19 protein-coding genes and 1 tRNA gene are annotated in these 25,359 nt (G+C 63.9%); 5 read left to right on the top strand and 15 right to left on the bottom strand.

The genetic code is table 11. The features are described 5' to 3' along the window. Positions 1 to 4: 4 nt before the first annotated feature. The 4 genes from AC07PQ_RS09170 to ptsP form a co-directional block, all read right to left on the bottom strand. Positions 5 to 388, bottom strand: coding sequence for a DUF6124 family protein (locus AC07PQ_RS09170; RefSeq protein WP_114760045.1), 384 nt, complete (start codon positions 386 to 388; stop codon positions 5 to 7). A 944-nt stretch (positions 389 to 1,332) separates the two neighbouring features. Continuing rightward, complete coding sequence (locus AC07PQ_RS09165) at positions 1,333 to 3,075, bottom strand: PTS fructose-like transporter subunit IIB (protein WP_493185381.1); 1,743 nt, start codon at positions 3,073 to 3,075, stop codon at positions 1,333 to 1,335. 11 nt (positions 3,076 to 3,086) lie between these two features. Next, a complete protein-coding gene (gene pfkB / locus AC07PQ_RS09160; RefSeq protein WP_087091227.1) occupies positions 3,087 to 4,028 on the bottom strand; it encodes a 1-phosphofructokinase in 942 nt (313 codons plus the stop codon). After that, on the bottom strand, positions 4,028 to 6,889 hold the full coding sequence (ptsP, locus tag AC07PQ_RS09155; RefSeq protein ID WP_493185380.1) for a phosphoenolpyruvate--protein phosphotransferase: 2,862 nt from the start codon (positions 6,887 to 6,889) through the stop codon (positions 4,028 to 4,030). The genes pfkB and ptsP overlap by 1 nt, the downstream gene beginning before the upstream one ends. Positions 6,890 to 7,185: 296 nt before the next feature. Here ptsP and cra point away from each other — a divergent pair, with 296 nt between their 5' ends. Together cra and AC07PQ_RS09145 are read left to right on the top strand one after the other, a co-directional pair. Then, complete coding sequence (gene cra, locus AC07PQ_RS09150; protein WP_053259614.1) at positions 7,186 to 8,181, top strand: catabolite repressor/activator; 996 nt, start codon at positions 7,186 to 7,188, stop codon at positions 8,179 to 8,181. A 2-nt stretch (positions 8,182 to 8,183) separates the two neighbouring features. After that, complete coding sequence (locus AC07PQ_RS09145) at positions 8,184 to 8,972, top strand: TatD family hydrolase (protein WP_493185379.1); 789 nt, start codon at positions 8,184 to 8,186, stop codon at positions 8,970 to 8,972. 1 nt (position 8,973) lies between these two features. On the opposite strand, the gene AC07PQ_RS09140 is transcribed toward AC07PQ_RS09145, so the two are convergent. The 4 genes from AC07PQ_RS09140 to AC07PQ_RS09125 all read right to left on the bottom strand — a co-directional run bounded on the left by AC07PQ_RS09140 (position 8,974) and on the right by AC07PQ_RS09125 (position 14,867). Continuing rightward, positions 8,974 to 9,678 carry a methyl-accepting chemotaxis protein gene (locus AC07PQ_RS09140; RefSeq protein ID WP_370686828.1) on the bottom strand — a complete coding sequence of 235 codons (705 nt, stop codon included), beginning with the start codon at positions 9,676 to 9,678 and terminating at the stop codon, positions 8,974 to 8,976. A 1,528-nt stretch (positions 9,679 to 11,206) separates the two neighbouring features. After that, positions 11,207 to 12,043: a regulatory signaling modulator protein AmpE gene (ampE, locus tag AC07PQ_RS09135; RefSeq protein ID WP_007922276.1), complete on the bottom strand. Its 837-nt coding sequence runs from the start codon at positions 12,041 to 12,043 to the stop codon at positions 11,207 to 11,209. Continuing rightward, positions 12,040 to 12,600, bottom strand: coding sequence for a 1,6-anhydro-N-acetylmuramyl-L-alanine amidase AmpD (ampD, locus tag AC07PQ_RS09130; protein ID WP_493185378.1), 561 nt, complete (start codon positions 12,598 to 12,600; stop codon positions 12,040 to 12,042). The genes ampE and ampD overlap by 4 nt, the downstream gene beginning before the upstream one ends. A 62-nt stretch (positions 12,601 to 12,662) precedes the next feature. Beyond that, positions 12,663 to 14,867 carry a DUF1631 domain-containing protein gene (locus AC07PQ_RS09125; protein ID WP_493185377.1) on the bottom strand — a complete coding sequence of 735 codons (2,205 nt, stop codon included), beginning with the start codon at positions 14,865 to 14,867 and terminating at the stop codon, positions 12,663 to 12,665. A 341-nt stretch (positions 14,868 to 15,208) separates the two neighbouring features. Here AC07PQ_RS09125 and nadC point away from each other — a divergent pair, with 341 nt between their 5' ends. Then, positions 15,209 to 16,057: a carboxylating nicotinate-nucleotide diphosphorylase gene (nadC, locus tag AC07PQ_RS09120; RefSeq protein WP_007922269.1), complete on the top strand. Its 849-nt coding sequence runs from the start codon at positions 15,209 to 15,211 to the stop codon at positions 16,055 to 16,057. 65 nt (positions 16,058 to 16,122) lie between these two features. On the opposite strand, the gene AC07PQ_RS09115 is transcribed toward nadC, so the two are convergent. Further along, positions 16,123 to 16,419 (bottom strand): DUF6388 family protein, encoded by a 297-nt coding sequence (locus AC07PQ_RS09115; protein ID WP_007922267.1) that lies wholly within the window; start codon positions 16,417 to 16,419, stop codon positions 16,123 to 16,125. A gap of 338 nt (positions 16,420 to 16,757) precedes the next feature. Here AC07PQ_RS09115 and AC07PQ_RS09110 point away from each other — a divergent pair, with 338 nt between their 5' ends. Continuing rightward, entirely contained in the window at positions 16,758 to 17,525 is a 768-nt protein-coding gene (locus AC07PQ_RS09110) for a hypothetical protein (RefSeq protein WP_007922265.1), read from the top strand. Positions 17,526 to 17,628: 103 nt separating this feature from the next. Here AC07PQ_RS09110 and AC07PQ_RS09105 read toward each other — a convergent pair whose 3' ends face one another. From AC07PQ_RS09105 to AC07PQ_RS09090, 4 genes are all read right to left on the bottom strand, one after another. Next, on the bottom strand, positions 17,629 to 18,753 hold the full coding sequence (locus AC07PQ_RS09105) for an agmatine deiminase family protein (protein WP_493185376.1): 1,125 nt from the start codon (positions 18,751 to 18,753) through the stop codon (positions 17,629 to 17,631). 82 nt (positions 18,754 to 18,835) lie between these two features. Further along, positions 18,836 to 19,939 carry an extracellular solute-binding protein gene (locus AC07PQ_RS09100; protein WP_007922262.1) on the bottom strand — a complete coding sequence of 368 codons (1,104 nt, stop codon included), beginning with the start codon at positions 19,937 to 19,939 and terminating at the stop codon, positions 18,836 to 18,838. A 2-nt stretch (positions 19,940 to 19,941) separates the two neighbouring features. Continuing rightward, complete coding sequence (gene aguB / locus AC07PQ_RS09095; protein ID WP_007922261.1) at positions 19,942 to 20,850, bottom strand: N-carbamoylputrescine amidase; 909 nt, start codon at positions 20,848 to 20,850, stop codon at positions 19,942 to 19,944. A 4-nt stretch (positions 20,851 to 20,854) separates the two neighbouring features. Continuing rightward, entirely contained in the window at positions 20,855 to 21,904 is a 1,050-nt protein-coding gene (locus AC07PQ_RS09090) for an agmatine deiminase family protein (protein WP_493185375.1), read from the bottom strand. A gap of 133 nt (positions 21,905 to 22,037) precedes the next feature. On the opposite strand from AC07PQ_RS09090, the gene AC07PQ_RS09085 reads away from it, so the two are divergent. Beyond that, positions 22,038 to 22,898 carry a LysR substrate-binding domain-containing protein gene (locus tag AC07PQ_RS09085; RefSeq protein WP_087091214.1) on the top strand — a complete coding sequence of 287 codons (861 nt, stop codon included), beginning with the start codon at positions 22,038 to 22,040 and terminating at the stop codon, positions 22,896 to 22,898. Positions 22,899 to 23,034: 136 nt separating this feature from the next. Here the strand turns inward: AC07PQ_RS09085 and AC07PQ_RS09080 are convergent. Together AC07PQ_RS09080 and pnp are read right to left on the bottom strand one after the other, a co-directional pair. Next, a tRNA-Thr gene (locus AC07PQ_RS09080) sits at positions 23,035 to 23,110 on the bottom strand. Between the two features lie 137 nt (positions 23,111 to 23,247). Then, positions 23,248 to 25,353: a polyribonucleotide nucleotidyltransferase gene (pnp, locus tag AC07PQ_RS09075; protein ID WP_007920885.1), complete on the bottom strand. Its 2,106-nt coding sequence runs from the start codon at positions 25,351 to 25,353 to the stop codon at positions 23,248 to 23,250. Between the last annotated feature and the right edge of the window lie 6 nt (positions 25,354 to 25,359).

Genomic DNA, 25,359 nt, shown 5'->3' with positions numbered 1-25,359 from the left:
GGGTTCAGGGCTGCGTTGGTGGACGGCTGCCGTCGAGCAACGCATCCACCACACCTCGCGCCATCTCGACGCTATGAATCATCGACCAGATCAGGCCACGCTCCACGCCACTGGCCCGCTCGGTGATCTCATCGGAGACCTCCTCAGCCGCCTTGAGCAGGATCGAAACGTGAAGCAACGCCTCTTCGGCGCTGATGCCGGGACGGACGGTGAAGAGCGAATCGTTACCCGCAGGCCCCGCCGCGGTGGGTTTCAAGGCTGCGAGCAACGAACCTTCCACCGGATGGTTGGCCAACGCCTGACGGACCTGCTCATTGGCCTGGTCGTGGTCTGGATTGCGGCGTGAGAACGGCAGGGAAACGGGTGGATCGGGGACGAGTTTTTTCATGGTGTAACTCCCGAGCAATGGAGCTTTCACCCGTCGCTGCTAAACGATTGAGGGTGGCAGCTGGACGCGGGTTAGCAGACCAGGGCTCAGGAACCCGGCGCACCCGAAGGTGCCCCACGTACAGCCGCCATAACAGACCAGCCAGAATAAAATCCGACCGGGAAGACATGGTGTCTTATACGCCTGAGACTTACCGAGCTGCTAAACCCGGCCACTGAAAAACCAGTGACAAACCCGAGGCTAGACAGCGCCCTTCCCAGACGCAAGCGGCCCGGAGTTTCTCGGAAAAGCCTTACAAAGGAAAGCGAAGCGCCTCACTTTCAGACAGCGTCTTACACGACAAACCTGTCAGCCGCGGGACCTGATCGCGAGCAAGCTCGCACCTACAAAAGGCTCCGATATAACCGCGACCCCTGTAGCCGCTGCCGCAGGCTGCGATAGGACCGAAGGTCCTCCAGCGGGCTCAAGATCCTGCGCCTGCTGCGCAGTCGATCGCAGCCTCGCAGGCTCGGCAGCGGCTACAGGGTTTAGCGCCAACCGGTAGGTCGCGCATGCCTTTGGCTTTGGCTTTTGATCTTGCTCTTGATCCACCCGCCCCATCGGGAGGCCGAGCGGAGGTGTTCATCAGGGGGATGGCGCGCAGCGCCCCTCGACGCAGTCGAGGACATCGTATGGAGGTCGAAGCGAAGCCGACCGGAGTCGATGCCCCCTGATGGACGCCGGAGCGAGGGAACCTGAGCGCAGCGAAGGCCGTACGCAGGGGCAAGCGTTTTTGCTTACTTTTTTGGCGTCTGAAAAAAGTGAGTCGCCGTAAGGGCGAAACCGCCAGCAGCCGTGACCGCAGAAACGGATATGTACCCCGTCCAAAAAATGCAGCGCCAGCGCGAACGCCATCGCGGGCAAGCCTCGCTCCTACGGAAACGAGGCAAGCCCGCCTGAGGCACTCAGGCCTTGACCGGCTCCAGCGCCAGCTCAGTCGCCTCCGGCCGCTTCACCAGCGCGTACACCACCGCCGTCAACAAACTCCCCGCCACAATCGCCAGCAAATACAACAACGCATGATTGATCGCATTCGGAATCAACATCACAAACAACCCACCATGGGGCGCCATCAGCTTGCAGCCGAAATACATCGACAGCGCCCCGGTCAGCGCGCCGCCGGCGATGCTCGCCGGGATCACCCGCAACGGGTCCTTGGCGGCGAACGGAATCGCCCCTTCGGAGATAAAGCACAGCCCCAGCACCAGCGCCGCCTTACCCGCTTCCCGCTCGCTCTGGGCAAACTTGCGCCGGGCGATAAAGGTCGCGATGCCCAGGCCGATCGGCGGCACCATGCCGGCGGCCATGGTCGCCGCCATCGGTGCATAGCTCTGCGACGCCAGCAGCCCCACCGAGAAGGCGTAGGCCGCCTTGTTGATCGGCCCGCCCAGGTCGACGCACATCATGCCGCCGAGCAATACCCCCAGCAGGATCGCGTTGGTGGTGCCCATGCTGTCGAGGAAGTGGGTCAGGCCGGCGAGCATTCCCGCCACCGGCTTGCCCACCACATAGATCATCACCAGGCCGGTGAACAGGCTGGCCAGCAAGGGGATGATCAGGATCGGCTTCAAGGCCTCCAGGCTCTGGGGCAAGCGCGCGTATTTGCTGATGGCCTTGGCCACATAGCCGGCGATGAAACCGGCAATGATCCCGCCGATAAAGCCCGCGCCCAGGGTGCTGGCGAGCATGCCGCCGATCATCCCCGGCGCCAGGCCCGGGCGGTCGGCGATGGAATAGGCGATGTAACCGGCCAGCAGCGGCACCATCAGCTTGAACGCGGTGTCGCCGCCGATCTGCATCAACGCCGCGGCCAGGGTGCCCTCCTCCTTGAACGCGGTGATGCCGAAGACGAAGGACAGAGCGATCATCAAGCCCCCCGCCACCACCATCGGCAGCATGAACGACACACCGGTCAGCAGGTGCTTGTAGACCCCGGTTTTCTCTTGCTTGGCCGGGGCCGCGCCAGCACCCGCCGCGGCCGACTCCACCTGCCCTTCGGCCAGGGCCTTGTTCAGGGTCGCCTCGGCTTGCTTGAGGGCGATGCCGGTGCCGCAGCGGTAGATCTTCTTGCCGGCGAAGCGCTCGGTGGGCACCTCAATGTCCGCGGCCAGCAGCACCACGTCCGCCGCGGCGATGGCTTCGGCGCTCAACGGATTGCGCGCGCCCACCGAGCCCTGGGTTTCCACTTGCAGCTCGTACCCCAAGCGCTTGGCGGTCTGCTGCAAGGCCTCGGCCGCCATGAAGGTGTGGGCCACGCCGGTCGGGCAAGCGGTGACCGCCACCAGCCGGGGGGCGTTCTTGCTGGCCGGCGTCGGCTCGACCACGGCTGCGGCCGCGACATACACCTGGGCCTCCTCGGCGCCACGGCGCAGCACGCCGTCGACGTCCTGCAGGGCCACGGAGGGCGAGCTCTGGAACACCCGCTTGCCAACGAAACGCGACATGTCCAAAGGCCCGGTGCTGACCACCAGCACCCACTCGGCCGCTTCGAGGGTGGCGGCCGACAATTGCCGTTCCGGGTGCGCCTCGTCATGCACTTCGACGCTGGTGCTCCAGCCCTGGCGCTGGGCCGCGGCGTCCAGCAACCGGGCGCACAGCACACTGGTGACCATGCCGTTCGGGCAGGCGGTAACAATGGCTAACTTCATGACCAACCCTCTTATTGTTCTATGAGGGGATGAACACGCACCCCCTGTTCAAGCTGTGCCAACTGCGCGGCATCGGTGATGCCGAAACCGATCTGGGTCACGGCCATGGCGGCGATGGCCGTGGCGGTGCGCAGGGTCTGTTCGAAACCATGGGCGCTGAGCAGGCCGTGGAGCATGCCGGCCAGCAACGAGTCGCCGGCGCCGACGGTGCTGGCCACGCTGACCTTGGGCGGCAGCGCCTGCAAGGCCGGCGCGGCGCTGAACCAGTTCACGCCTTCGGCGCCATGGGAAATCACCACATGCTCGACGCCTTGGGCGTGCAGGCGCCTGGCGGCTGCGGCCTGGGTCGCCAGCGACAGCAGCGGGCTGCCCAGGGCCTCGGCCAGTTCCTCGGTGTTCGGCTTGACCAGCCAGGGCCCGGCGGCCAGGCCGGCGCGCAGGGCTTCGCCGCTGGTGTCCAGCGCCACTTTCAGCCCCAGTGCCTTGAGACGGGTCAGCAAGGCGTGCAGCCATTGCGGGCTGACGCCGCGCGGCAGGCTGCCGGCCACCACCACCGCGTCATGCCCCGGGGCGATCTGTTCCAGGCGTTCGAGCAGCGCCTGTTGCGCCGCCGCGTCGACCTCCGGGCCGGGGCCGTTGAGATCGGTGATGCGCCCATCCTGTTCGGCCAACTTGATGTTGCTGCGGGTTTCCCCCGGCACGCGAATAAAGGCGTCGACAAAACCGCGCCGGGCGAACAACGCCTCGAAGGCCTGGGGATTGTCTGCACCAAGAAAGCCGCTGACGGTCAGCTGATGGCCAAGGTCGGCCAGCACCTGGGCCACGTTCACGCCCTTGCCTGCGGCGTGAGTGTGCATGGCTTCGCTGCGGTTGACCTGCCCCGGTTCCAGGCGCGTCAGCTGGACGGTGAGGTCCAGCGCCGGGTTCAGGGTCAGGGTAAGAATCTTTGCCATTACATGGCCTCCACAAGGGCGCGCACATCGTTCGCGCTGCCGACGGCCAGGGCCTGTTTAGCAAGGGTTTGCGCCTGGGTCAGGCTGAGTTCGCGAATGCGTGCCTTGACCTCGGCGATGCTGCGTCCGGAGACGCTCAGTTCATCCACACCCAGGCCGACCAGCACCGGCACCGCCAGCGGATCGGCCGCCAGCTCGCCGCACACACCGACCCACTTGCCGTGGGCATGGGCCGCGCGCACGGTGATGTCGATCAGTTGCAGCACCGCCGGGTGCAGGCCGTCGGCCTGGGCCGACAGGGTCGGGTGACCACGGTCGATGGCCAGGGTGTATTGGGTCAGGTCGTTGGTGCCGACGCTGAAGAAGTCCACTTCCTTGGCCAGCACCGGCGCCAGCAAGGCGGCGGACGGCACTTCGATCATGATCCCCAGCTGCAGGTCGGCCACCGGGATTTCCTGGCGCAGGCGCTCGGTCATGTCGCGGGCGGCGCGCCATTCGTCGACGCTGCCGACCATGGGGAACATGATCCGCAGCGGGCGATTGTCCGCCGAGCGCAGCAGCGCGCGCAGCTGGGCTTCCATGATCTGCGGACGTTGCAGGGTCAGGCGGATGCCGCGCACGCCGAGGAAGGGGTTTTCTTCCTTGGCGATCGGCCAGTACGGCAGCGGTTTGTCGCCGCCGACATCCAGGGTGCGCACCACCAGCGGCCGCCCGGCCAGGCCATCGAGCACGCGGCGGTATTCGGCTTCCTGGGTGGCTTCGTCCGGCGCTTGTGGGTGGGCCATGAAAATCAGTTCAGTGCGCAGCAGGCCAATGCCTTCGGCGCCGTTGTCCACGGCGCTGGTCACACCGGCGCTTTCACCGATATTGGCGAAGACCTCGACGTGATGGCCGTCGGTGGTGTGCGCCAGTTGATGGCGCTGTTCGGCGGCGGCCTTGAGCCGTTGCTCGCGGGTATCGCGCTCTTCGGTGGCCCGTTGCAGGGTGCTGGCATCGGCGTCCACATGCAGGCGACCGCGCTGGCCATCGAGCAGCAGCGGCGTGCCCGGCTTGAGCAGCAGCACGCCAGCCCCGGCGCCGACCAGCGCCGGAATCCCCAGGGCGCGGGCGACGATCGCGCTGTGGGCGGTGGCGCCGCCACGGGCGGTAAGAATGCCGGCCACCCGCGCCGGATCGAGGCGCGCCACGTCCGACGGGCCAACCTCATCCATCACCAGGATGTAGGGTTCGTCCGGCTCGACCGGGGTCTGCACTCCGCACAGCTGGGCCAGCACCCGGCGGCCGATGTCCCGCAGGTCGGCGGCGCGTTCGGCCAGCAGCGCATCGTGCAAGGCTTCCTGTTGCCGGGCGGCGGCTTCGATCACCGTCATCCAGGCCGCTGCGGCGCTTTCGCCCTGCTTGAGGCGGGTGTCGACTTCGTCGGTCAGTTCCGGGTCGTCGAGCATTTCCTGGTGGGTCACGAAAATCTCGCGAATCGCCTTGGCCTTGCTGCGCTGGATCAGGCCATCGATGTCATGACGGACCTCGGCCAGGGCCTGTTGCAGACGCTCGCGCTCGCTGGCGGTGGATTCGCCGCGCAACGGGTAGTCGAATGGCTGGATCACCTGGATATGCGCCGGGCCGATGGCGATGCCAGGGGCCGCCGGGATGGCCTGGACCAGGCTGCCGGAAGCCGGCGCGCTGATGGGCACCTCGATTTCTTCCGGCACGTCCTGGGGCGCGCTGGCTTGCGCCACCGGCTCGACTTCTTCCCCCAGCCCTTCGGCGATGGCCGCCAGCAAGGCTGGCAGGGCGTCGGCGGCGATGTTCGGTTCGGCGATCAGCTCCAGGGTCTGGCCACGGCGGGCGCCGAGGCTCAGCAGCTTGCTCAGGCTCTTCACCGAGACGGCGGAGCCCGGTGTGTCGACGATGCGCACGCGGATCTCGCCCTCGAAGCTTTTCGCCAACTGCGCCAGGATCTTCGCCGGGCGCGCATGCAAGCCGTGGGCGTTGGCCAGCACGATGCGCGCGCTCGGCCAGTCGGCCGGCAGTTCGCCACCCAGTACTTCCAGCACCGCACGGCTGCTGGTGGCCCGGCCCAGTTCATGGCCACGACCTTCGATCAGCAGCGCGCACAGGCGCTCAAGCAGGGCCTGGTGGGCCTCGCCCAGGCTGGCCAGGCAGAACAGCCCGGCCAGGGGTTGGCCAAGGTAACGAATCGGTTTGTCCGGGGTGACGAAGGCCAGGCCCGGGCGCTTGACGGTCTGCTCGCTGTGCAGCCACCACAGGCCATCGCCCAGGGGCAGCGCCTCGACCTGTTGCAACACCGCGGCAAAACCGTTGCTGACGCAATCGGCCTGGCGCAACAGGCGGGCGCCGCGCCATACCAGTTCTTCGAAATCTTCGGCGGCCACGCCCAGGCCGATCATCTGCGCATCCAGCGCCAGCTCCTGTGGCGCGCCTTGCAGCAGTTTCAGCAGGGCTTCGGGCGAGCTGGCGCGACGCAGGGCCTGGCCCAGGTCGGTTTCGCCAAGGGCGCGGGTCAAGAGTTGCAGCAGGCGCAGGTGTTCGTCGGATTTGGCGGCGATGCCGATCGCCAGATAGACGATCTGGCCATCGCCCCAGTCCACGCCCTCGGGAAATTGCAGCAGGCGCACGCCAGTGGCGAACACCTGGTCGCGGGTTTCCGGGGTGCCGTGGGGAATGGCAATACCTTGACCGAGAAAGGTCGAGCCCTGGGCTTCGCGGGCCTGCAGGCCAGCCAGGTAACCTTCGGCGACCAGGCCGTCGGCCACCAGTTTGTCGGCGAGCAGGTGCAGTGCGGCGGACTTATCCACAGCCGACTGGCCCATGGATATCTGCTCAATAGTGAGCTCGAGCATGCTTTCTCCTATTTAGCGCTGGGGCGCTAGGTATTGTTTTGAGTGAATCAGTCAGGCGGCGTTAATGCCACAAACGGGACCGTCGGCTTGGCAAGGCCCTGTTTCCGTTTGCTCATATTCCTAGAAAATACGCGTGCTGAAACGTTTAATCTACAATGACGGGCACGTTACTCGATAATCAATCATCCTTGAAGTCCTACCTGTCGGCTGCACGTTCCGACATTGGTCGCCTGCCCATATCGGTTAGGATTGGCGAAAATGTCGGGGCAAGCTCCAGAAAACAAGGAAAACCCGGGTTGAAACTCAGCGATATCGCCAGACTGGCCGGTGTGTCCGTCACCACCGCCAGCTACGTCATCAACGGCAAGGCCGAACAGCAACGTATCAGCAACGCGACCGTCGAACGGGTCCGGGCGGTGGTCGAGGAACATGGCTTCACGCCCAACCCTCAAGCCGCCGGGCTACGCAGTCGGCGGACCCGGACCCTGGGTTTCATCCTGCCAGACCTGGAAAACCCCAGTTACGCGCGCATTGCCAAGTTGCTCGAGCAAGGCGCCCGCGCCCGTGGCTACCAGCTGCTGATCGCCAGCTCCGACGATGCCCCGGACAGCGAGCGGCAGTTGTTGCAACTGTTCCGCGCGCGCCGCTGCGACGCGCTGTTCGTCGCCAGTTGCCTGCCGCCGGAGGATGACACCTATCGCCTGTTGCAGGCCCAGGGCCTGCCGATCATTGCCATCGACCGGGTGATGGAACCGGAGTTTTTCTGCTCGGTGATCAGCGACGATCAGCAAGCCAGCCTGCAATTGACCCGCAGCCTGCTGCAGCCCCAGCCGCGGCAGATCGCCCTGATCGGTGCCCGCCCCGAGCTGGGCATCAGCCGCGAACGCGCCGCCGGCTTCAAGCAGGCGCTGGAAGGTTTCGACGGCCAGGTGCTGATCGAACAGGGCGAAGCCTTCAGCCGCGACTGCGGGCGCCAGTTGATGGAAGCGCTGCTGGAGCGCCTGGGCCATCTGCCAGATGCCCTGGTGACCACCTCCTATGTGTTGCTGCAAGGAGTGTTCGACGCGCTGCATGACTTTCCGCTCAAATCGCGGCCGCTGCGCCTGGGCACCTTCGGCGATACCCAGCTGCTGGACTTTTTGCCGCTGCCGGTCAATGCCATGGCCCAGCAGCACCAGCTGATTGCCGACAAGGCCCTGCAACTGGCCCTGGCCGCCATTGAAGAAGCCCATTACCAACCCGGCGTGAACGCCATCGCCCGGACCTTCAAGCAGCGCATTCACGAGGCTTGAACGTGGAACTGATCGACAGCCACACCCATCTGGATTTTCCGGATTTCGACGCGGATCGTCAGGCGCTGCTGGCGGCCAGCCGCGCCCTCGGCGTGCGGCGGATGGTGGTGCTGGGGGTTTATCAGCGCAATTGGCAGCGGCTCTGGGAGCTGGTGCAGAGCGATGCCGACCTGCACGCCGCCTTCGGCCTGCACCCGGTTTATCTCGACGAGCACCAACCGGCCGACCTGGTTGAGCTGTGCGACTGGCTGACCCGCCTGGCGGGCCACCCGCAGCTGTGCGCGGTGGGCGAGATCGGCCTGGATTATTTTCTCGAGCAGTTGGATCGCCAGCGCCAGCAGCAACTGTTCGAAGCACAACTGCAACTGGCCGCGGACTTCCAGCTACCGGCCCTGCTCCACGTACGGCGCAGCCATGCCGCGGTGATTGCCACCCTCAAGCGCTTCAAGCTCAAGCGCGCCGGCATCATCCACGCCTTCGCCGGCAGCCGTGAAGAGGCCCGCGAGTACCTCAAGCTGGGGTTCAAACTGGGCCTGGGGGGCGCCGCAACCTGGCCACAGGCTCTGCGCCTGCGCAAGGTCATCGCCGACTTGCCGCTGGACGCAGTGGTGCTGGAAACCGACTCGCCGGACATGGCGCCGGCCATGTACCCCGGCCAGCGCAACAGCCCGCAGCACCTGCCCGACATCTGCGCGGCCCTGGCCGAGCTCATGGCCGTCAGCCCCGAACAGTTGGCGGCGGCCAGTACCGCCAACGCTTGCGCGCTGTTCGGCTGGCCCCACAGCGCCTGAATCAGACCCGGAACGCGCTGATCAACTGCTTCAACTGCACCACCTGCGCGGACAACTGGCGGCTGGCGTTTTCAGTCTGGTACGCGCCTTCGGCGGTGCGCTCGCCGGCGCGGTTGATCTCGACGATGTTCTGATCGATGTCGTGGGCCACCGCGGTCTGCTGCTCCACCGCCGCGGCGATCTGCTGGTTCTGGTCGACGATCATGCCCACCGCGCCGAGGATGTTCTCCAGCGCCTGCTGGACCTTTTCCGACTGCCCGACCGTGCCATTGGCCATCTGGTGGCTGATGCCCATGGCCTTGACCGCAGCTCCCACGCCGCCGTGGAGCTTGACGATCATCTGCTCGATTTCCTCGGTCGATTGCTGGGTGCGCTTGGCCAGGGTCCGCACTTCGTCGGCCACCACCGCAAAGCCTCGGCCCTGCTCGCCAGCGCGGGCCGCTTCGATGGCGGCGTTGAGGGCCAGCAGGTTGGTCTGCTCGGCGATGCTCTTGATCACCTCCAGCACCCGGCTGATGGCCTGGCTGTCGCTGGCCAGTTGATTGATCACCAGCACCGACTGGTCGATCTCGCTGGCCAACTGGGCAATGCTGCCTTGCTGGGATTCCACCAGCCCGCGCCCGCTGATGGTCTCGTCGTTGACGCTGTGGGCGCTGCTGACCGCGGCCGCGGCGCTGCGCGCGACTTCCTGGGAAGTGGCGGACATCTGGTTCATCGCCGTCGCCACCTGCTCGATCTGGCTGCGCTGCCCGGCCACCGCCTGGTTGCTCTGGGCCGACACGGCTTCCACCTGCCCGGCCTGGTGCTCGACTTCGCCGACGGTCTTGCCCACTAGCTCGATCAGGTCGTGGATCTTCGCCACGGTGCCGTTGAACACGGTGCCCAGTTCCCCCAGTTCATCGCGGCTCTGGGCATCGAAGGTGACGGTCATGTCCCCGGCCGCCACCTTGTCCATCATCGCACCCAGGCGTTTGAGGGTGGTGCGGGTCGAGACATAGAACGCGCCGTAGAGATAGAAGATCAGCAGGAACACCGCCGCCAGCGCCACCACCAGCAGCACCATGTGCGTGCGGTTCTGCCCCAGCCGTTGTTGCAGTTCCTCGCCGAGGAACTTCAGGGTCGCCTCGTTGAGCTGGTAGGTCTGCGCCATCAACCCGCTGACCTGGTCGTAAAAACCCTGCCAGGGCGCATCCAGGGTATCGGCCATCACCACCTGCTCTTCGAACAGCTCGCTGGCTTGCTTGAGGCTGCCTTTACTGGCGCTGGCCTGGGCATTCAGCGCGCCCTGGGCGGCCTTGCTCGAGCCCAGCGCATCCTGCAGTTTCAGGCCGTATTCGGCCTGGAGCTTTTCGATCTGCACCAGCAACTCGTCGAAACGGGTGCTGGCGGATGAGTTGAGAAAGCCCTGGCCCAGGGAATACGCGCCCATCGCCCGCCCATCGCCGAGGACCTGGGTCACCTGGGGCGTGACGCTGGTCAGCAGTTCGCTCAACTGCCGCACATCGCTCTGGGTGTCGCGGCTCAGGCCCGACTGGCTGGCGATGATCTGGCTGAAAATCTGCGCACTGCCCAGGAGCTTGCCGATCAGCGCGCTTTTGCTTTGCAGCGAGCTTTCCGCCTGTTGCGCCTTGAAGGCGGCGATCATTTCATCGCGCTTGCCGTCGAACACGCCGATCTGCTCGGGGTCTACGGTGACGGCGACCAGGCCTTGCAAGCGCTCAAGCACGGACTTTTCCAGGGTGCCTATCTTGCTCTCGATATCCCCGGCCTTGCCGGACTGCCCCAGGGTCGCGTTGATCTGCACCATGTTGTTCAGGGTTTCCAGGTCGCGGCGCAAGGTCAGGCTGCTGCCCAACAGGTCCAGGCTTTGCAGCTCGACCTGGGTGCCCTGGAATTCACGGTAGGAATCGCGCACCAGATAAAAGTTGGTGACCAGCATCGGCAGGAAAAACAGCACGCTGATCAGGCTGAACTTCATGCCGAAGCTCAGGCGGTTCATCAGGGCAATGGCGGGATAGAGCAAGCTCTTCACAAGAAGTCTCCCTTTTTGCTTTTATTTTTATTGGCAGGTGCGCGAAGACGGCAGATAGCCACTATTTGGCGCTGCTTCTGTATAGCTCAAATCGGCAAAAGGGTTTGTAACTTAAGGTTAACCGCGGGGACGGCGGACGGATGGAAGGCTTCAGTTGCGCTGGCGAGACCGGGGCTCGCCAGCGCTCACTCGCTGCTCGTCGTCAGGGCAGCACGGTCCACAGGGCGAAACCGGCGTACCAGAGCACCGCGGCCCGCAGCAACAGTTCCCAGATCCGGTCCAGGCTGAGAATGCCGTCCGGCCCGGTGATCGGCGCAGGGATTTCCGCCGCGACCAGGCCGACCTTTTCCACCAGCTGCGCGGCGCTGATGTTCCAGTTCAGCAGTTCGTGGAGCATCACGCGGCTGACCGCGACGAAGTTACCCACCAGGGCGAAGCTGGCCGCCAGCAGGCGTACCGGCAACCAGTCGAAGGCATGCCGCAGCTGCCCGGCGCGCTCGGCGACCGCCGGGTTCTTGCTGTGCTCGGCGGCCAGCGCCAGCAGGCGATAGCTCAATGCGGCCACCGGGCCCAGCAGGAAGTACCAGAAGATCACCGCGAAAAAGCTCTGGTAGGCCTGCCACAGCAGGTGCCCCTGAACCCGCTCGAGCAACTGCTCGCCACTGTCGGCGCAGATATCCAGGTCGCGCTTGGCGACATGCGCCGCGGCTTGCAGGTCTTCACGGCGCCAGGCATCGCGAAACGGTCCGAGTTCGCCCAGCAGGTCGCCCCGCCCCAGGCTGTAGATCACCACCAGCAGATGCACCGGCAACGCCAGCAGGCCGTAAGCCAGCGGCTCCAGTACCAGCAACAGCAACCCCAGCAGCACTGCCGGCAGCAGCACCAGCAGCGCCAGCACCCACCAGGGACGCTTGGCCAGACGCGGACTGGCCTCCTGCCCAAGCAATTGACGCAACCACGGCTCGTCATGCTGAACGCGCTGGCGCAAGGCCGAGAACTTCTCGATCCAGACCGCCAGCAACAACACCAGAAAACTCATTGTCCTTCCCCTTCGTTCAGGGCCGCGCGATAGCGTACCCAGTCGAATCCGGGCCCCGGATCGGTCTTGCGCCCCGGAGCGATATCGCTGTGCCCACAAATCCGCTGTGGGGTGATGGCCTTGAAGGCCTGCTGCAACTGCCCGGTCAAGGCAATCAGCGCGTCGTACTGGGCATCGGTGAACGGCAGCTCGTCGGTGCCTTCCAGTTCGATCCCCAGGGAAAAATCATTGCAGCTTTCGCGCCCGTCGAACCACGACACGCCAGCGTGCCAGGCGCGGTCCAGACAGGAGACAAACTGAGTCACGGTTCCGTCACGTTCGATCAGGAAATGCGCGGACACGCGCAGGTCGGCGATCCCGGCAAAATAGGGATGCTCTGTGACATCAAGACGGTTCTGGAAGAATTCCTGCACTTTGCCCGTCGCGAACTGGGCCGGCGGCAGGCTGATGTTGTGGATCACCAGCAGGGAAATTTCATCCGCGGGGCGTGCGTTGAAATTGGGTGACGGGCAATGGCGAACGCCGTGACACCAGCCGCTTGCGGGGTCCAACTGCATACCGATTCCTTCAACGAAGCCTGTGACGGCTCAGTATGCCGCGTTCCACGCCCAGGTTGCGATCACTTGCCGCGATTGAGTCGCTGCAAATTGCCGATCACCGATTCCAGCGCCCGGTCGAACAGCAAGGTGTCGTCCAGCTCACGCACGGCCCCGCGCTGAAACTCCAGGGCCAGGCCGACCCGGGTGCGCTCCAGGACCTTCATGCCGGTGCGGTTGACGAAGATGTACTTATCGCCGGGTTGCACGATGGCCGCCAGCTTGCAGCGCACGCTGTTGTCCTCGTCCTCGAGGAATTCGACCCAGGCCCCCAGCCGCAGTTGTTCGACCCGCAGCAACCCGGGATCGTTGGCCGCCAGCGCCAGGGGCGCGGCCTCCAGCGGGCCCTCTTCGGCGCAGGGCAGGATGATGTGCTCCTCGACCGCGACCATCGCCGGCTGCTCGTCCGCCACACCTGGCCGATGCGGCCCGGCGTCCTGAGCAAAGTGCTCGAACGCCTGCAGGTGCAAGGCTTCCAGCTGGCTGAAGAACTCGCTGGTGGCGAACGGATCGAACGCTGCGCTGTTCAAGCCGTCGCGCAGTGCCTTGAGCAGGTCGGGCACCAGCGCCAGCAGCTGCATGGCGGCATCCGGATCGGTGTGACGCTGCACGCTCCAGATCAGTTGCTCCATGGTCTGCAGCCCCTGGCGCCATTCGCTGGACTGCTCGCCATGCTTGAGACAGGTCAACAGCAAGACCTTGCTCCAGGCCTGTTGCACGAACTCGACGACCGTCAGCGGCAGGACCTTGCCCAGCAACCCCTCGTTCAACGCCTGCTCGACGCGACGGCGCGCCAGTTCGGCCTTGGCCCGGCCCTCTTCGGCGTCACGGGTGCGCTGTTCCAGCAGCTCGCTGCGGCGCCGCTCGTCACTGGTGAAGGCGAGAAACTCGGCGAGCAGCTCGGAAAAGATCGCCGGGTCGTCGACGAAGTCGCTCAACAGCCGCTGCACCACCTGCTCGATGCGCAGGTACAGGCTATCGCGCTGATAATCGTCGCAACTGCCCCAGCCCATGGCCGCGGCGGCGATTTCATTGAGCAAGCGGCGTGCGGGATGGCTGCTGCGGCTGAAGAAACTCTTGTCCAGCACCGCGACCTTGAGCATGGGGATCTGCAAGCGGCCAATCAGGGTCTTCAAGGATTCCGGCAGGTTGCGATCGGCCAGGATGAATTCGAAGAGCATGGCCACCAGGTTGATCACGTCCTCGTCGGCCACCCCGACCACCCGCGACTTGCCGCTTTTCACGCTGACCCGGGTCAGCAGCTGTTCCAAGTGGTTGCGCAGGTCGAAATCGTCCTGGGTGCCCGCCGGCACGTAGTGCTGCAGGTGAGACAGCAGGCGCAGCAGGTCACGGGTGGAAATGGGCTGGGTTTCGGCGCTCGCCTCGAGGGTCGGCACCACGCTGCCGCGGACATGCGACAGCAGCTCCTGCAAGGCGGCGAACACTTGCTGAACGCTTTCGTCCATTTGCGCCTCGCCGGGCTCCGGCGTGGCCTGGATACTCGCGGCCGCCTGATCGATAGACCGGCGCGCCGGCGCGGGCTTGAGCTCCGGCAACACGCCCGTGGCGGCCAACAGCTGATTGGCTTCGGCGTACAGCTGGTCGGCTTCGCTGAGCACATAACGTTCGAACAGCTTGAGAATGATCAGCTTGACCTTGATCTCCACCCCCAGGCTGCGCCCAGACTCGAGGAAATACTCGCAGAGCATGGCCGGGCCCAAGGGGTTGCTGCGGTCATCCAGGCGCTTGCCCAGCAGCGCGTTCAGGCGCGCGGTGAGCTGGCCAAGGGCAAAGCCGTCACGGTTGCCGGCCTTGGCGACCATCGCCTCTAGGGCCACGGTGCGCTCCAGGTCATCCTGGCAGGTGTCAGCGGGTGGGACGTAGGCGACGGCCTGGGCGATCGCCGGCGCAGGGTCGTACTGGACCAGGCCGACAAAGGCCTCGAAGAGTTTTTCCAGGAAGCCGCGCTCAATGCTTTTGCGTTTCAGGCGCAGGTCGCGCATGGCTTCGAAAAAGGTGTTCTGGTCGACATTGTTCTGGGCCCGGTCGGCCATCTCGAACAAGGTGTCGTCGGCGTTATCGAACAGTTCCTGCAGGCCATGGCGCAGTTGCTGGGCGGCCTTGTCACGGACCTGAAGCAGAATCACAGGCAGGCGGGCGAGCGGCGAAGGGTTCGCCTGATCCGTAGCCACCTTGTGCAAAGGCACTACATTCCCGTCGTTGTGCATCCAAGCCTCCTGAAAGGTTTTCTCTGCCGCGCAATAAAAGGTCGGTCGACGCTCACAGTCGAGTCCCAGCAGGCATCGATACGCACCGCTGCATTTCAAATATTGGGGAGCCAAGCAAACGTCAAAGCTATGACGTCAATTAGAAGTCGGATTATCTGGCAAAAGCCCCTTCTTGTGCCAGCAGACTCTGCGCGGGCTTTGAAATAGTGCTCATATAGCGACCGCCCTTTCTCGCAAACGGCTCATGCCAGGCGACCAAATGCAGGTACTGGAGGGGCGCCGCCTTGGGTTCGCTTGCGCCATGGCCCTATAATCGGGCCACTTTGTTTGTGGAGCCTGCTATGCCGAATCTACGCCTCGCCGACCTGACCGCCGAAATCGAAGCCAACGTGCGCCGTGCGTTGCTGGAAGACATCGGCAGCGGCGATATCACCGCGCAACTGATCCCGGCCGAACGCCTGGCCAAAGCCACCATCATTACCCGCGAAGCGGCGATCGTCAGTGGCACGGCCTGGGTTGACGCGGTGTTCCGCCAGCTCGATCCGCGGGTCGCCGTGCATTGGCAGGTGCGTGACGGCGAGCGCGTCAGCCCCAACCAGGCGCTGTTCCACCTCGAAGGTCCGGCCCGTTCGCTGCTCAGCGGCGAACGCTGCGCCCTGAACTTCCTGCAGCTGCTGTCCGGCGTGGCCACCCGCGCGCAGTATTACGCCGACTTCGTCGCCGATACCCAGGTCAAGTTGCTGGATACCCGCAAGACCCTGCCGGGGCTGCGCCTGGCGCAGAAGTACGCGGTGACCTGCGGTGGCTGCCACAACCACCGCATCGGCCTGTACGACGCCTTCCTGATCAAGGAAAACCATATTGCCGCGTGCGGCGGTATCGCCCAGGCGATCAGCGCCGCCCACAGGATCGCCCCGGGCAAGCCGGTGGAAGTCGAAGTGGAAAGCCTGGAAGAACTCAAGGAAGCCCTGGCGGCGGGCGCGGACATCATCATGCTCGACGAGCTGAGCCTGGACGACATGCGTGAAGCGGTTCGCCTGAATGCCGGCAAGGCCAAGCTGGAAGCCAGCGGCGGGATCAATGAAAGCACCTTGCGCCCGATCGCCGAGACCGGCGTCGATTACATTTCGATCGGGGCGATGACCAAGGATGTGAAGGCGGTCGACCTGTCGATGCGCTTGAGCCTCTGATTTTCAAAAGCCTGCGCGATACCCCAAAGAAAAACGCCAGCCCCTGAAAGGCTGGCGTTTTTGCATCAGTCGTCGATTTCGTTGAGTTCCAGGTAGTCCTGAAGGTCCATGCCCAGGGCCTCGGCCACCTCCTGATGGACCTCCAGGCGCATGGCCTTGAGCTCCTCAGGCGACTCGGCCACCAACTCCAGCACAAGCTCCCACGGCTCGATGCCGCGCGACTCCGCTTCATCCTCGAACGCCCACTGGGCCTGCTGCTTCTGCTCCTGCGGGCTCAGGGCGCTGATTTCTTCCTGCAAGGAAGGCGTGGCAGCCAGGTACTTTTCAAGGGCTACGTCAATTCTGGCTTCTTTAGGAATCATCTCGTTCTCTCTGATCATGGGAATGGAAGATGGATCTGGATCGTTGGGATCTCTTTGCCGCAAAAAAGCGCTGTGAAAGCCGATTTATCTGGCCGTGAACCATTCGGGATCATCTGAAAACCATTCAGACAGGCTGCGAATATAGGACCTTTGTCTGCGGATGCATACGAATCGTTACAGCGCACCGACAAAAAACCTGTCCGTTCGCTCAAGGCACTTTCACGAAAAATACGTTGTTACATTCCACTCCCCGAGCCACCTTCTTGCCCCTGGAACAAGAAGGCAAGGACGCAGTCATAGCGATGTGCCATATCGGCACTTCACAAGGAAACCCAGTGATGTTCAGCCGCACTCAGCGTTCGTCCGCCTTCCTCGCCACCCTGATCCTCAGCAGCCTGTCACTCTCCGCCCAGGCCGTCGAATTCAACTCCAGCAGCGCCTCGTACTCGGACAGGATCTCGGCCCTGCACCAGGAAGTAGACCTCAAGTACACCGTCCGCCCCAGCGGCTTCACCGTGGACGACCTGCAAAAGCTGCAGGACGGCCTCAAGAGCAGCAGCGCCGAACTGGAAAAGCTCAAGGACATCGTCAACAGCCAGGCACGCCTGATCGAAGAGTTCAAACGCAACACCGGCAGCAGCTCCAGCTCCACTGCCAGTGAGGTGAGCAACCTCAAGAAAACCACCGGCGAGCAAGCCAACCAGCTGAAAAAGCTGGAAACCCAGCTTGAAGAGTTCAAGCGCAACAGCGGCACAAGCTCCAGTTCGAGCACCAGTGAAGTGAACAGCCTCAAGCGCGTTACCAGCGACCAGGCCAGCGAACTGGACAAGCTCGGCAAGCAGATCGAGGAGCTCAAGCGTGGCAACAGCTCAAGCTCCAGTTCGAGCTCCAGCGAGCTGTCCAGCCTCAAGAGCACAGTCAGCACTCAAGCCAGCACCCTGGATAAGCTGGCGAGTCAGATCGATGACCTCAAGCGCGGCAGCAGCTCAAGCTCCAGTTCGAGCTCCAGCGAGCTGTCCAGCCTCAAGAGCGAGGTCAGCAATCAGGGCCAGAACCTGGACCAACTCAAACGCAGCCTCGAGGACCTGAGAAGCAAGGTGAAGTGATTCAAAGCCAGTAAACACGACAAAGCCCGCTCGACGCGGGCTTTGTTGTATAGAAGAATCGAGTCAGATCCGCTCCCCAGGTCTTACGCACCCAAAAGCCACCTCACACCCGTGGCAGATGCTTGCTCACGCAATGAATGCCGCCGCCACCCGCGGCGATCGGGTCGATATTGACCTGTTCCACCACCCGCCCCGGATAAAGCCTGGCCAGCAGGTCCTTGCAGTACTGGTCCGCCGCCGCGTCACCAAACTGCGGAGCGATCACCGCGCCGTTGATCGGCAGGAAGTTGATGTAACCCGGCGCGAAATCCGGGTTGTCGCGGGTATACAGGTTGCTGCGCATCCTGGTCGGCGGCGGCAGGGTGTGGACCACCAGCTTGCGGCCATCGGCGTCGGTGGCGGCATTGAGGATTTCCAGGTGCCTGCGCGTCACGGCGTAGTCGTAGGACCCGGGGTCATTGTCCAGGTTGGCGATGACCACGCCGGGCTTGACGAAGCGCGCATAAAAATCGACATGGGCATCGGTGATGTCCTTGTCCTTGATACCCGGCAACCAGATGATCTTGCGCAGGCCGAGGTTGGCCTTCAGCTCGGTTTCGATCTGCGCCTTGCCCAGCCCCGGGTTGCGGTTGTCGTTGATCCAGCAGCTCTCGGTGATGATCGCGGTGCCATGCCCGTCCACCTCGATGCCGCCGCCCTCGCCCACTAGCGCGCTACGAACGTAGTCGGCCTCCATCTCCTCGCTCAGGGTATCGGCCACGCGGGTGTCGTTGACCGAGGTCTGCTTGTCGCCCCAGCCGTTGAAGTTGAAATCCACCAGGCCCAGGCCGCCCGCGCCGTCGACCACGAAGCAGCCGCCGTAGTCGCGCACCCAGACGTCGTCCAGCGACAAGGTCAGGAAGTCGATATTGCTGGTGCCACACTTGCTCTTGGCCAATGACAGCTGGCTGGCGCGACACAGCACGGTCACCGGTTGATACTTGGCGATGGTCCTGGCCAGCAGGGCGATGGTGTCGTTCACCGCGCCCGCCCAGTCCTCCCAGACCCGGGACGACGCGCCGAAGGCCAGGATCACCCGCTCCTGCGGGCCGTGCTCGTCGGGCATGTACCAGTTGCCGGCCGAGGCGGCGAAAATGCGCGGGGCGCCAAAGCCGAGGCCAAGGGAGGCGGCGGCACCGACTCCGCTGGCCGCCATCAGCTGCTTGATGAAGTCACGACGTGTAGGCATGAGGTGTTCTCTGTTGAGTGAATCTCGAAGGGCGTGGCCACCCGGCTGCCGGGTGCCCGCCCTGCTCTGGCGGTTGCTGGCTTCAGTCGTGAAGGCTGGTCTTGAAGGTGGTCCAGGCGCGCATTCGCGCCCGCATGTCGCGCTGCGCAATGTCCTTGCCGGGGATCAGCCGCCCATAGGTGGCCGCGTCCACATAGATATCCGGATTATTGCGCATGTCGGCCGCCACCATCGGCCTGGCCTTGGCGCTGGAGGTGGGATAGCCGGTGGCGTTGCTGATCGCCGCCATGTTCTGCGGGCGCATGATGAAGTTGATCAGCGCATAGGCGTATTCCGGGTGGCGGGCATCGGCCGGGATGGCCATGGTGTCCATCCACACCGTGGTGCCCTCCCGCGGAATACGGTATTGGAAGCGCGTCCCCTTGCCGGCCTCGTCGGCGGTACGCTGGGCCTGGGTCATGTCGCCGCTGTAGCCGAGGGACAGGCAGATGTCGCCATTGACCAGCTGGGTCACCGGCTGCGACTGGAACTTGCGGATGTACGGCTTGATGCCCTTGAGCAGCGCCACCGCCTCGGCCAGTTCGTCCGGCTTGCTGCTGCGCGGGTCGTGGCCCAGGTAGTTGAGCACCACGGCCAGCACTTCGTCGGGCGAGTCGATCATGGAGATACCGCAGTCGGCGAACTTCGCCGCGACCTCGGGCTTGAAGATCATATCCAGGCTGTTCACTGGCGCATTATTCAGACGCTTGTCGATCATCGCCTGGTTCCAGGTCAGGCCGATGGTGCCCCAGGTGTAGGGCACGGTGGCATTCCGCGAGTGTGGATACCGGGCCTGCAACGTGCGCAAGCCGGGCTCGATGTCATCCAGGTGCTCGAGCTTGCCCTGGTCGAGCTTCTGCAGGGCACTGGCGCGCATCAGGCGTTCGGCCACGGTGTCGCCGGGAAAGATCAGGTCATAACCACTGTGGCCGGACATCATCTTGGCTTCCAGCGTCTCGCTGCTGTCCATCACGTCGTAGATGACCTGGATACCGGTCTCGTGAGTGAAGGCAGCCAGGGTCTGCGGGGCGAAGTAGTCCGCCCAGTTGTACAGGCGCAGGACCTTGTCCTCGGCCTGGACGGCGAACTGCGAACAACCCAGGCCAAGGCCCAATGCCAACATCGACAGTTTCTTGATGAGATTCATCTTCAGGCTCCCTGGCGCGACCAGTGTTCATGGGTTCGGCAACCGTCCAGGCCCAGCAGCGGGCCGTACATTTCCGGGCGGCGATCCCGGTAGATGCCCCAGCTCAGGCGTTCCTCGGCCATGGCGGCAAGATCCAGCCGCTGTACCAGCACGCCCGTGGTGTCACGGTCAGCCTCGGCCAGCAGCTTGCCCTTGTGATCAGTGATGAAGGACGAGCCGTAGAAACTCATCCGCAACTGCGGATCGGTGGTTGCCGTCTCTTGCCCGACACGGTTGGCCGCTATCACCGGCAGGATGTTGGCAGCCGCGTGGCCACGCTGGGTCAGTTGCCAGTGGTCGCGCGAGTCCAGCCCGGCGGCGCCCGGCTCGGAGCCGATGGCGGTGGGATAGAGCAGCACCTGCGCGCCCATCAAGGCCAGGCAGCGGGCGGTCTCGGGGAACCACTGGTCCCAGCAGATGCCCACGCCTATGCGGCCGAAAGCGGTGTCCCAGACACGGAAGCCGGTATCGCCGGGGCTGAAGTACTCCTTCTCCTGGTAGCCGATGGCGTTGGGGATGTGGGTCTTGCGGTAGACGCCAAGCAGGCGGCCGTCGGCATCGGCCACCGCCAGCGAGTTGAAGAAGGCGTTGCCGGCACGCTCGAACCAGCTCAGCGGCAGCACCACGCCCAGTTCCCGGGCGAGGTCGGCGAAGCGCCGGAGTACGGCGCTTTTGCCATATTCCTGCGCCAGGGCCAGGTGCTTGTGGTCCTGCTCGATGCAGAAGTACGGGGTGGCGAACAGCTCCTGCAGGAGGATCAATTGCGCGCCCTTGGCGGCGGCTTCCCGCACCAGTTGCTCGGCCTGGTCGAGGTTGTCCTCCAGGTTCCAGCTGCAGGCGAACTGGGTGGTGGCGACGGTCAGATGAGTCATGGCATTACCCCTTCAGCGGCCAGGCCGGTTGCTGCTGGGTGATGCAATGCACGCCACCGCCGCCGTGGGCCAGCTGGTTGATCCGTACCGGCACCACCTCACGCCCGGGGAAAGCCAGGCGCAGGGTCGCCGCCGCCTCGTCATCGGCGCCGATACCGTAGGCCGGCATGATGATCGCGCCATTGGCGATGTAGAAATTGGTGTAAGACGCGCAGAACACTTCGGCCTCCTGATCCACGGCATCGCTGGCTTCGAAGAGTTCGAGCATTTCGAAGCGGCGTCCCTGGGCATCGATGGCCAGTTCCAGGGCGCGGCGGTTCTCGCGCACGACCTCGGCGTACACCGAAGATGAGTCCCGGGTCGCGTCCACCAACAGCACACCGGGCCGGGCAAAGGCGCAGACGCCGTCGACGTGGCCGTCGGTCATGTCGCCGGTCACGTAGTCGGGATCGCCGGGCAGCCAGATGGTTTTCTTCACGCCCAGCAGGCGCGCGAAGATCTCCTCCATCTCGGCCTTGCTCATGGCGGGATTGCGGTTGTCGTTGAGCAGTACCGATTCGGTGGTGATCAGGGTGCCCTGCCCGTCCACATGAATCGCGCCGCCTTCATTGGTCAGCAATGTGTCGAAGCATTGCAGGCCGAGGTTGTCGAGGATGCGCCGCGCCAGGCTTTGGTCCAGGTCGCAGGCGGACTTGCCGCCCCAGGCGTTGAAGCGCCAGTTGACTCCGGCCGTGCCCAGACGCGGATGGCAGACGAAACTCGGACCGGAGTCGCGGCACCAGCTATCGTTGATCGCCAGCTCGACCAGCTCGATATTCGCTCCACACAACTCACGGGCTCGCGCCACCGCACAGGGATCGACCACCATCTTCACCGGTTCGAAATGGGCGATAGCGTTGGCCACACGGGCAAAGTCGACCTGCACCTCGGCCAGGGTCACGCCCCAGCTGTTTTCCCACAGGGCCTGGTTATGGGGAAAAGCCATCCAGGTGGCGGCGTGCTGTACCCATTCGGCGGGCATGAACCAGCCGTTCTGCGCATCGTTGAATTGCATACAAGTACCTTCAGTTAAGATTTTGTTATCACTGAAAACCGCGATCGCGGCCATGACTTGTATGCTAGGCCTGTAAAAACGACCGAACAAACGATAGATTTTGTCGAATTCTGATTAGCTGGGCTTATCAATCATGCTTAAACACTGGCCACCCCTGAATGCCCTGCGCGGCTTCGAGGCCGCCGCCCGCCTGGGCAGCTTCCACAAGGCCGCCGAAGAGCTGCACCTCACCCAGTCGGCCATCAGCCAGCAGATTCGCAGCCTGGAAAGTTTCCTCGAACAGCCGCTGTTCTTCCGCAACGGCCGCAGCGTGGCCTTGACCGATGCCGGCTTCGACCTGCTCAGCACCACCCAGTCGCTGTTGCAACAACTGGCCGTGGGCATCCGCCGCCTGGACCAGTACCGCAAACCCAATCAACTGGTGGTCAACACCACCCCGGCCTTTGCCCGCCACTGGCTGGTGCCGCGCCTGGCGGACTTTCACCGGCTTCATCCGCAGGTTGACCTGTGGCTGCTGACCACCGACGAAACACCCGACATGGCCACCCAGACCATCGACATCGCCGTGCGCGACGACCTCAGCGCCCAGGCCGAATGCAGCTTTCGCGTGTTGCTGGAAGACCGCCTGTACCCGGCCTGCCATCCCGCCTTGCTGGAACAGGCAGCGGACGCGCGCACCACCCTGCACGGCGAGCGCGAGATGGACTGGAGCCATTGGCAGGTACAGGGCGGCATCGACGTCGGCCAGCACAGCCAGGGGCTGAACTTCTCCGACCCCGGCCTGTTGCTGGACGCCGCCAGCCAAGGTTTGGGGATAGCCCTGGTCAGCCAGCTGCTGGCCGGCCGCGCCCGAGATCAGGGGCTGCTGGTGGCGCTGGCGGAGCAGACCGTACGCGGCCCGAACTGGAGCTGGCTGGTGCACCGCGACAGCGAAGGCGATGCCCTCACCCGCAGCTTCTGCGACTGGCTGGCCGGGGCCCTTGGCAAGGCTTGAGCAGGTTTCCTGGCGGAGCCGGGACATCCATCAATCGCCCGGGCACACATCACGAACACCAGAAACGACAAAGCCCGCACTGGGCGGGCTTTGTAGGTATCTGACAGGCATTCATGGATTGTTTGAAACGGCTGACTGGTGCCCGAGACAGGAATCGAACCTGCGACCTTCGCGTTACGAGTGCGCTGCTCTACCGGCTGAGCTACACGGGCGCTGGGCTAAACCTAGCACCGGGACCGGGGTTTTGCCATGTCACCCGCCCGGCAGGGAGCAAGGCACAAACGCCACATAGCAAAACGCCCCGAACCAGTCGGGGCGTCTGCTTGTTCAGCTTACAGCGTCAGGGGTCTTAAACGCCCGAAGCCTTGGCTGCTGCCACGTCTTTGATGGACAGCTTGATACGGCCGCGGTTGTCCACGTCCAGCACCAGCACTTCCACTTCCTGACCTTCTTTCAGGATGTCGGTCACTTTCTCGACGCGAGCATCGCTCAACATGGAGATGTGAACCAGACCATCCTTGCCAGGCAGGATGTTGACGAATGCGCCGAAGTCGACGATGCGCTCAACCTTGCCAACGTAGATCTTGCCGATCTCGGCTTCCGCGGTGATACCCAGAACGCGCTGACGCGCAGCTTCTGCGGCTTCCTTGGTTTCGCCGAAGATCTTGATCGAGCCGTCGTCTTCGATGTCGATCGAAGCCTTGGTCTCTTCGCAGATCGCACGGATGGTCGCGCCGCCTTTACCGATGACATCACGGATTTTGTCGGTGTCGATCTTCATCGCGATCATGGTCGGAGCGTTGGCCGACAGTTCGGTACGCGACTGGCCAATGATCTGGTTCATCTGGCCGAGGATGTTCAGGCGAGCTTCCAGGGCCTGGCCCAGGGCGATCTCCATGATTTCTTCGGTGATGCCCTTGATCTTGATGTCCATCTGCAGCGCGGTGACGCCTTTGGCGGTACCGGCTACCTTGAAGTCCATGTCGCCCAGGTGGTCTTCGTCACCCAAGATGTCGGTCAGGACGGCGAATTTCTCGCCTTCCTTGACCAGGCCCATGGCGATACCGGCAACCGGTGCCTTCATCGGCACGCCAGCGTCCATCAGTGCCAGGGAAGCACCACACACGGAAGCCATGGAGCTGGAACCGTTGGACTCGGTGATTTCCGATACTACGCGGATGGTGTAAGGGAACACGTCGGCGGCTGGCAGCATGGCCTGAACCGAACGACGGGCCAGACGGCCGTGACCGATTTCACGACGACCAGCGCCACCCATGCGACCACACTCGCCCACCGAGAACGGAGGGAAGTTGTAGTGCAGCATGAAGGGGTCTTTTTTCTCGCCTTCCAGGGTGTCCAGCAGCTGTGCGTCACGGGCAGTACCCAGGGTCGCGACGACCAGGGCCTGAGTCTCGCCACGGGTGAACAGGGCCGAACCGTGGGTCTTCGGCAGAACGCCGACTTCGATGTTCAGCGGACGTACGGTGCGGGTGTCGCGGCCGTCGATACGTGGCTTGCCGTTGACGATGTTTTCGCGAACGGTGCGGTATTCGATTTCACCGAAAGCGGCTTTGACGTCGCCGGCGGAAGGCTGGCCTTCTTCGCCGGACAGCTTGGCGACGACCTGGTCTTTCAGCTCGCCCAGGCGTGCATAACGGTCGGCCTTGACGGTGATGGTGTAAGCCTGGGAGATCGCTTCGCCGAACTCGGAGCGGATAGCGCCCAGCAGGTCGGTGGCTTCTGGAGCCGGAGCCCAGTCCCAAGTTGGCTTGGCGGCTTCGGCAGCCAGCTCTTTGACGGCCTGGATAACGGCCTGGAATTCATCGTGGGCGAATAGTACGGCGCCCAGCATCTGGTCTTCGGTCAGCTCTTTGGCTTCCGATTCAACCATCAGTACCGCTTCTTCGGTACCGGCTACGACCATGTCCAGACTAGATGCCTGAAGCTGCTCGTAAGTCGGGTTCAGCAGGTAGCCGGTGCTTTCATGGAAAGCAACGCGGGCAGCACCGATCGGACCATCGAAAGGAATGCCGGAAATCGCCAGCGCGGCCGAGGTACCGATCATCGCAGCGATGTCCGGATCGGTCTTCTTGCTGGTGGAAACCACGGTGCAGACAACCTGCACTTCGTTCATGAAGCCTTCTGGGAACAGAGGGCGGATCGGGCGATCGATCAGACGCGAGGTCAGGGTTTCTTTCTCGGAAGGACGGCCTTCACGCTTGAAGAAACCGCCAGGGATCTTACCGGCAGCGTAAGTCTTTTCCTGGTAGTGAACAGACAGAGGGAAGAAACCCTTGCCTGGATCGGCTTGTTTGGCGCCAACCACGGTCACCAATACGCTGACATCGTCGTCAACGGTGACCAATACTGCGCCGGAGGCCTGACGGGCGATACGGCCAGTCTCGAGGGTAACGGTCGACTGACCGAACTGGAATTTTTTGATTACCGGGTTCACGGTGTC

This window comes from Pseudomonas sp. GW821-FHT09E12 (assembly GCF_059416085.1).
Note: the sequence above shows the minus strand (reverse complement) of the source record. Positions and strands in the feature narration are given on the sequence as shown.

Bases quoted from the DNA above. Each gene is read 5' to 3' on its own strand.
- AC07PQ_RS09165 (WP_493185381.1), bottom strand. From the start codon at position 3,075: ATGAAGTTAGCCATTGTTACCGCCTGCCCGAACGGCATGGTCACCAGT.
- nadC (WP_007922269.1), top strand. From the start codon at position 15,209: ATGCCGAATCTACGCCTCGCCGACCTGACCGCCGAAATCGAAGCCAAC.
- AC07PQ_RS09125 (WP_493185377.1), bottom strand. From the start codon at position 14,867: ATGCACAACGACGGGAATGTAGTGCCTTTGCACAAGGTGGCTACGGAT.
- ampD (WP_493185378.1), bottom strand. From the start codon at position 12,600: ATGCAGTTGGACCCCGCAAGCGGCTGGTGTCACGGCGTTCGCCATTGC.
- AC07PQ_RS09140 (WP_370686828.1), bottom strand. From the start codon at position 9,678: ATGTCCGCCACTTCCCAGGAAGTCGCGCGCAGCGCCGCGGCCGCGGTC.
- AC07PQ_RS09105 (WP_493185376.1), bottom strand. From the start codon at position 18,753: ATGCCTACACGTCGTGACTTCATCAAGCAGCTGATGGCGGCCAGCGGA.
- ptsP (WP_493185380.1), bottom strand. From the start codon at position 6,889: ATGCTCGAGCTCACTATTGAGCAGATATCCATGGGCCAGTCGGCTGTG.
- aguB (WP_007922261.1), bottom strand. From the start codon at position 20,850: ATGACTCATCTGACCGTCGCCACCACCCAGTTCGCCTGCAGCTGGAAC.
- AC07PQ_RS09170 (WP_114760045.1), bottom strand. From the start codon at position 388: ATGAAAAAACTCGTCCCCGATCCACCCGTTTCCCTGCCGTTCTCACGC.
- AC07PQ_RS09090 (WP_493185375.1), bottom strand. From the start codon at position 21,904: ATGCAATTCAACGATGCGCAGAACGGCTGGTTCATGCCCGCCGAATGG.
- AC07PQ_RS09085 (WP_087091214.1), top strand. From the start codon at position 22,038: ATGCTTAAACACTGGCCACCCCTGAATGCCCTGCGCGGCTTCGAGGCC.
- ampE (WP_007922276.1), bottom strand. From the start codon at position 12,043: ATGAGTTTTCTGGTGTTGTTGCTGGCGGTCTGGATCGAGAAGTTCTCG.
- AC07PQ_RS09115 (WP_007922267.1), bottom strand. From the start codon at position 16,419: ATGATTCCTAAAGAAGCCAGAATTGACGTAGCCCTTGAAAAGTACCTG.
- AC07PQ_RS09100 (WP_007922262.1), bottom strand. From the start codon at position 19,939: ATGAATCTCATCAAGAAACTGTCGATGTTGGCATTGGGCCTTGGCCTG.
- AC07PQ_RS09110 (WP_007922265.1), top strand. From the start codon at position 16,758: ATGTTCAGCCGCACTCAGCGTTCGTCCGCCTTCCTCGCCACCCTGATC.
- pfkB (WP_087091227.1), bottom strand. From the start codon at position 4,028: ATGGCAAAGATTCTTACCCTGACCCTGAACCCGGCGCTGGACCTCACC.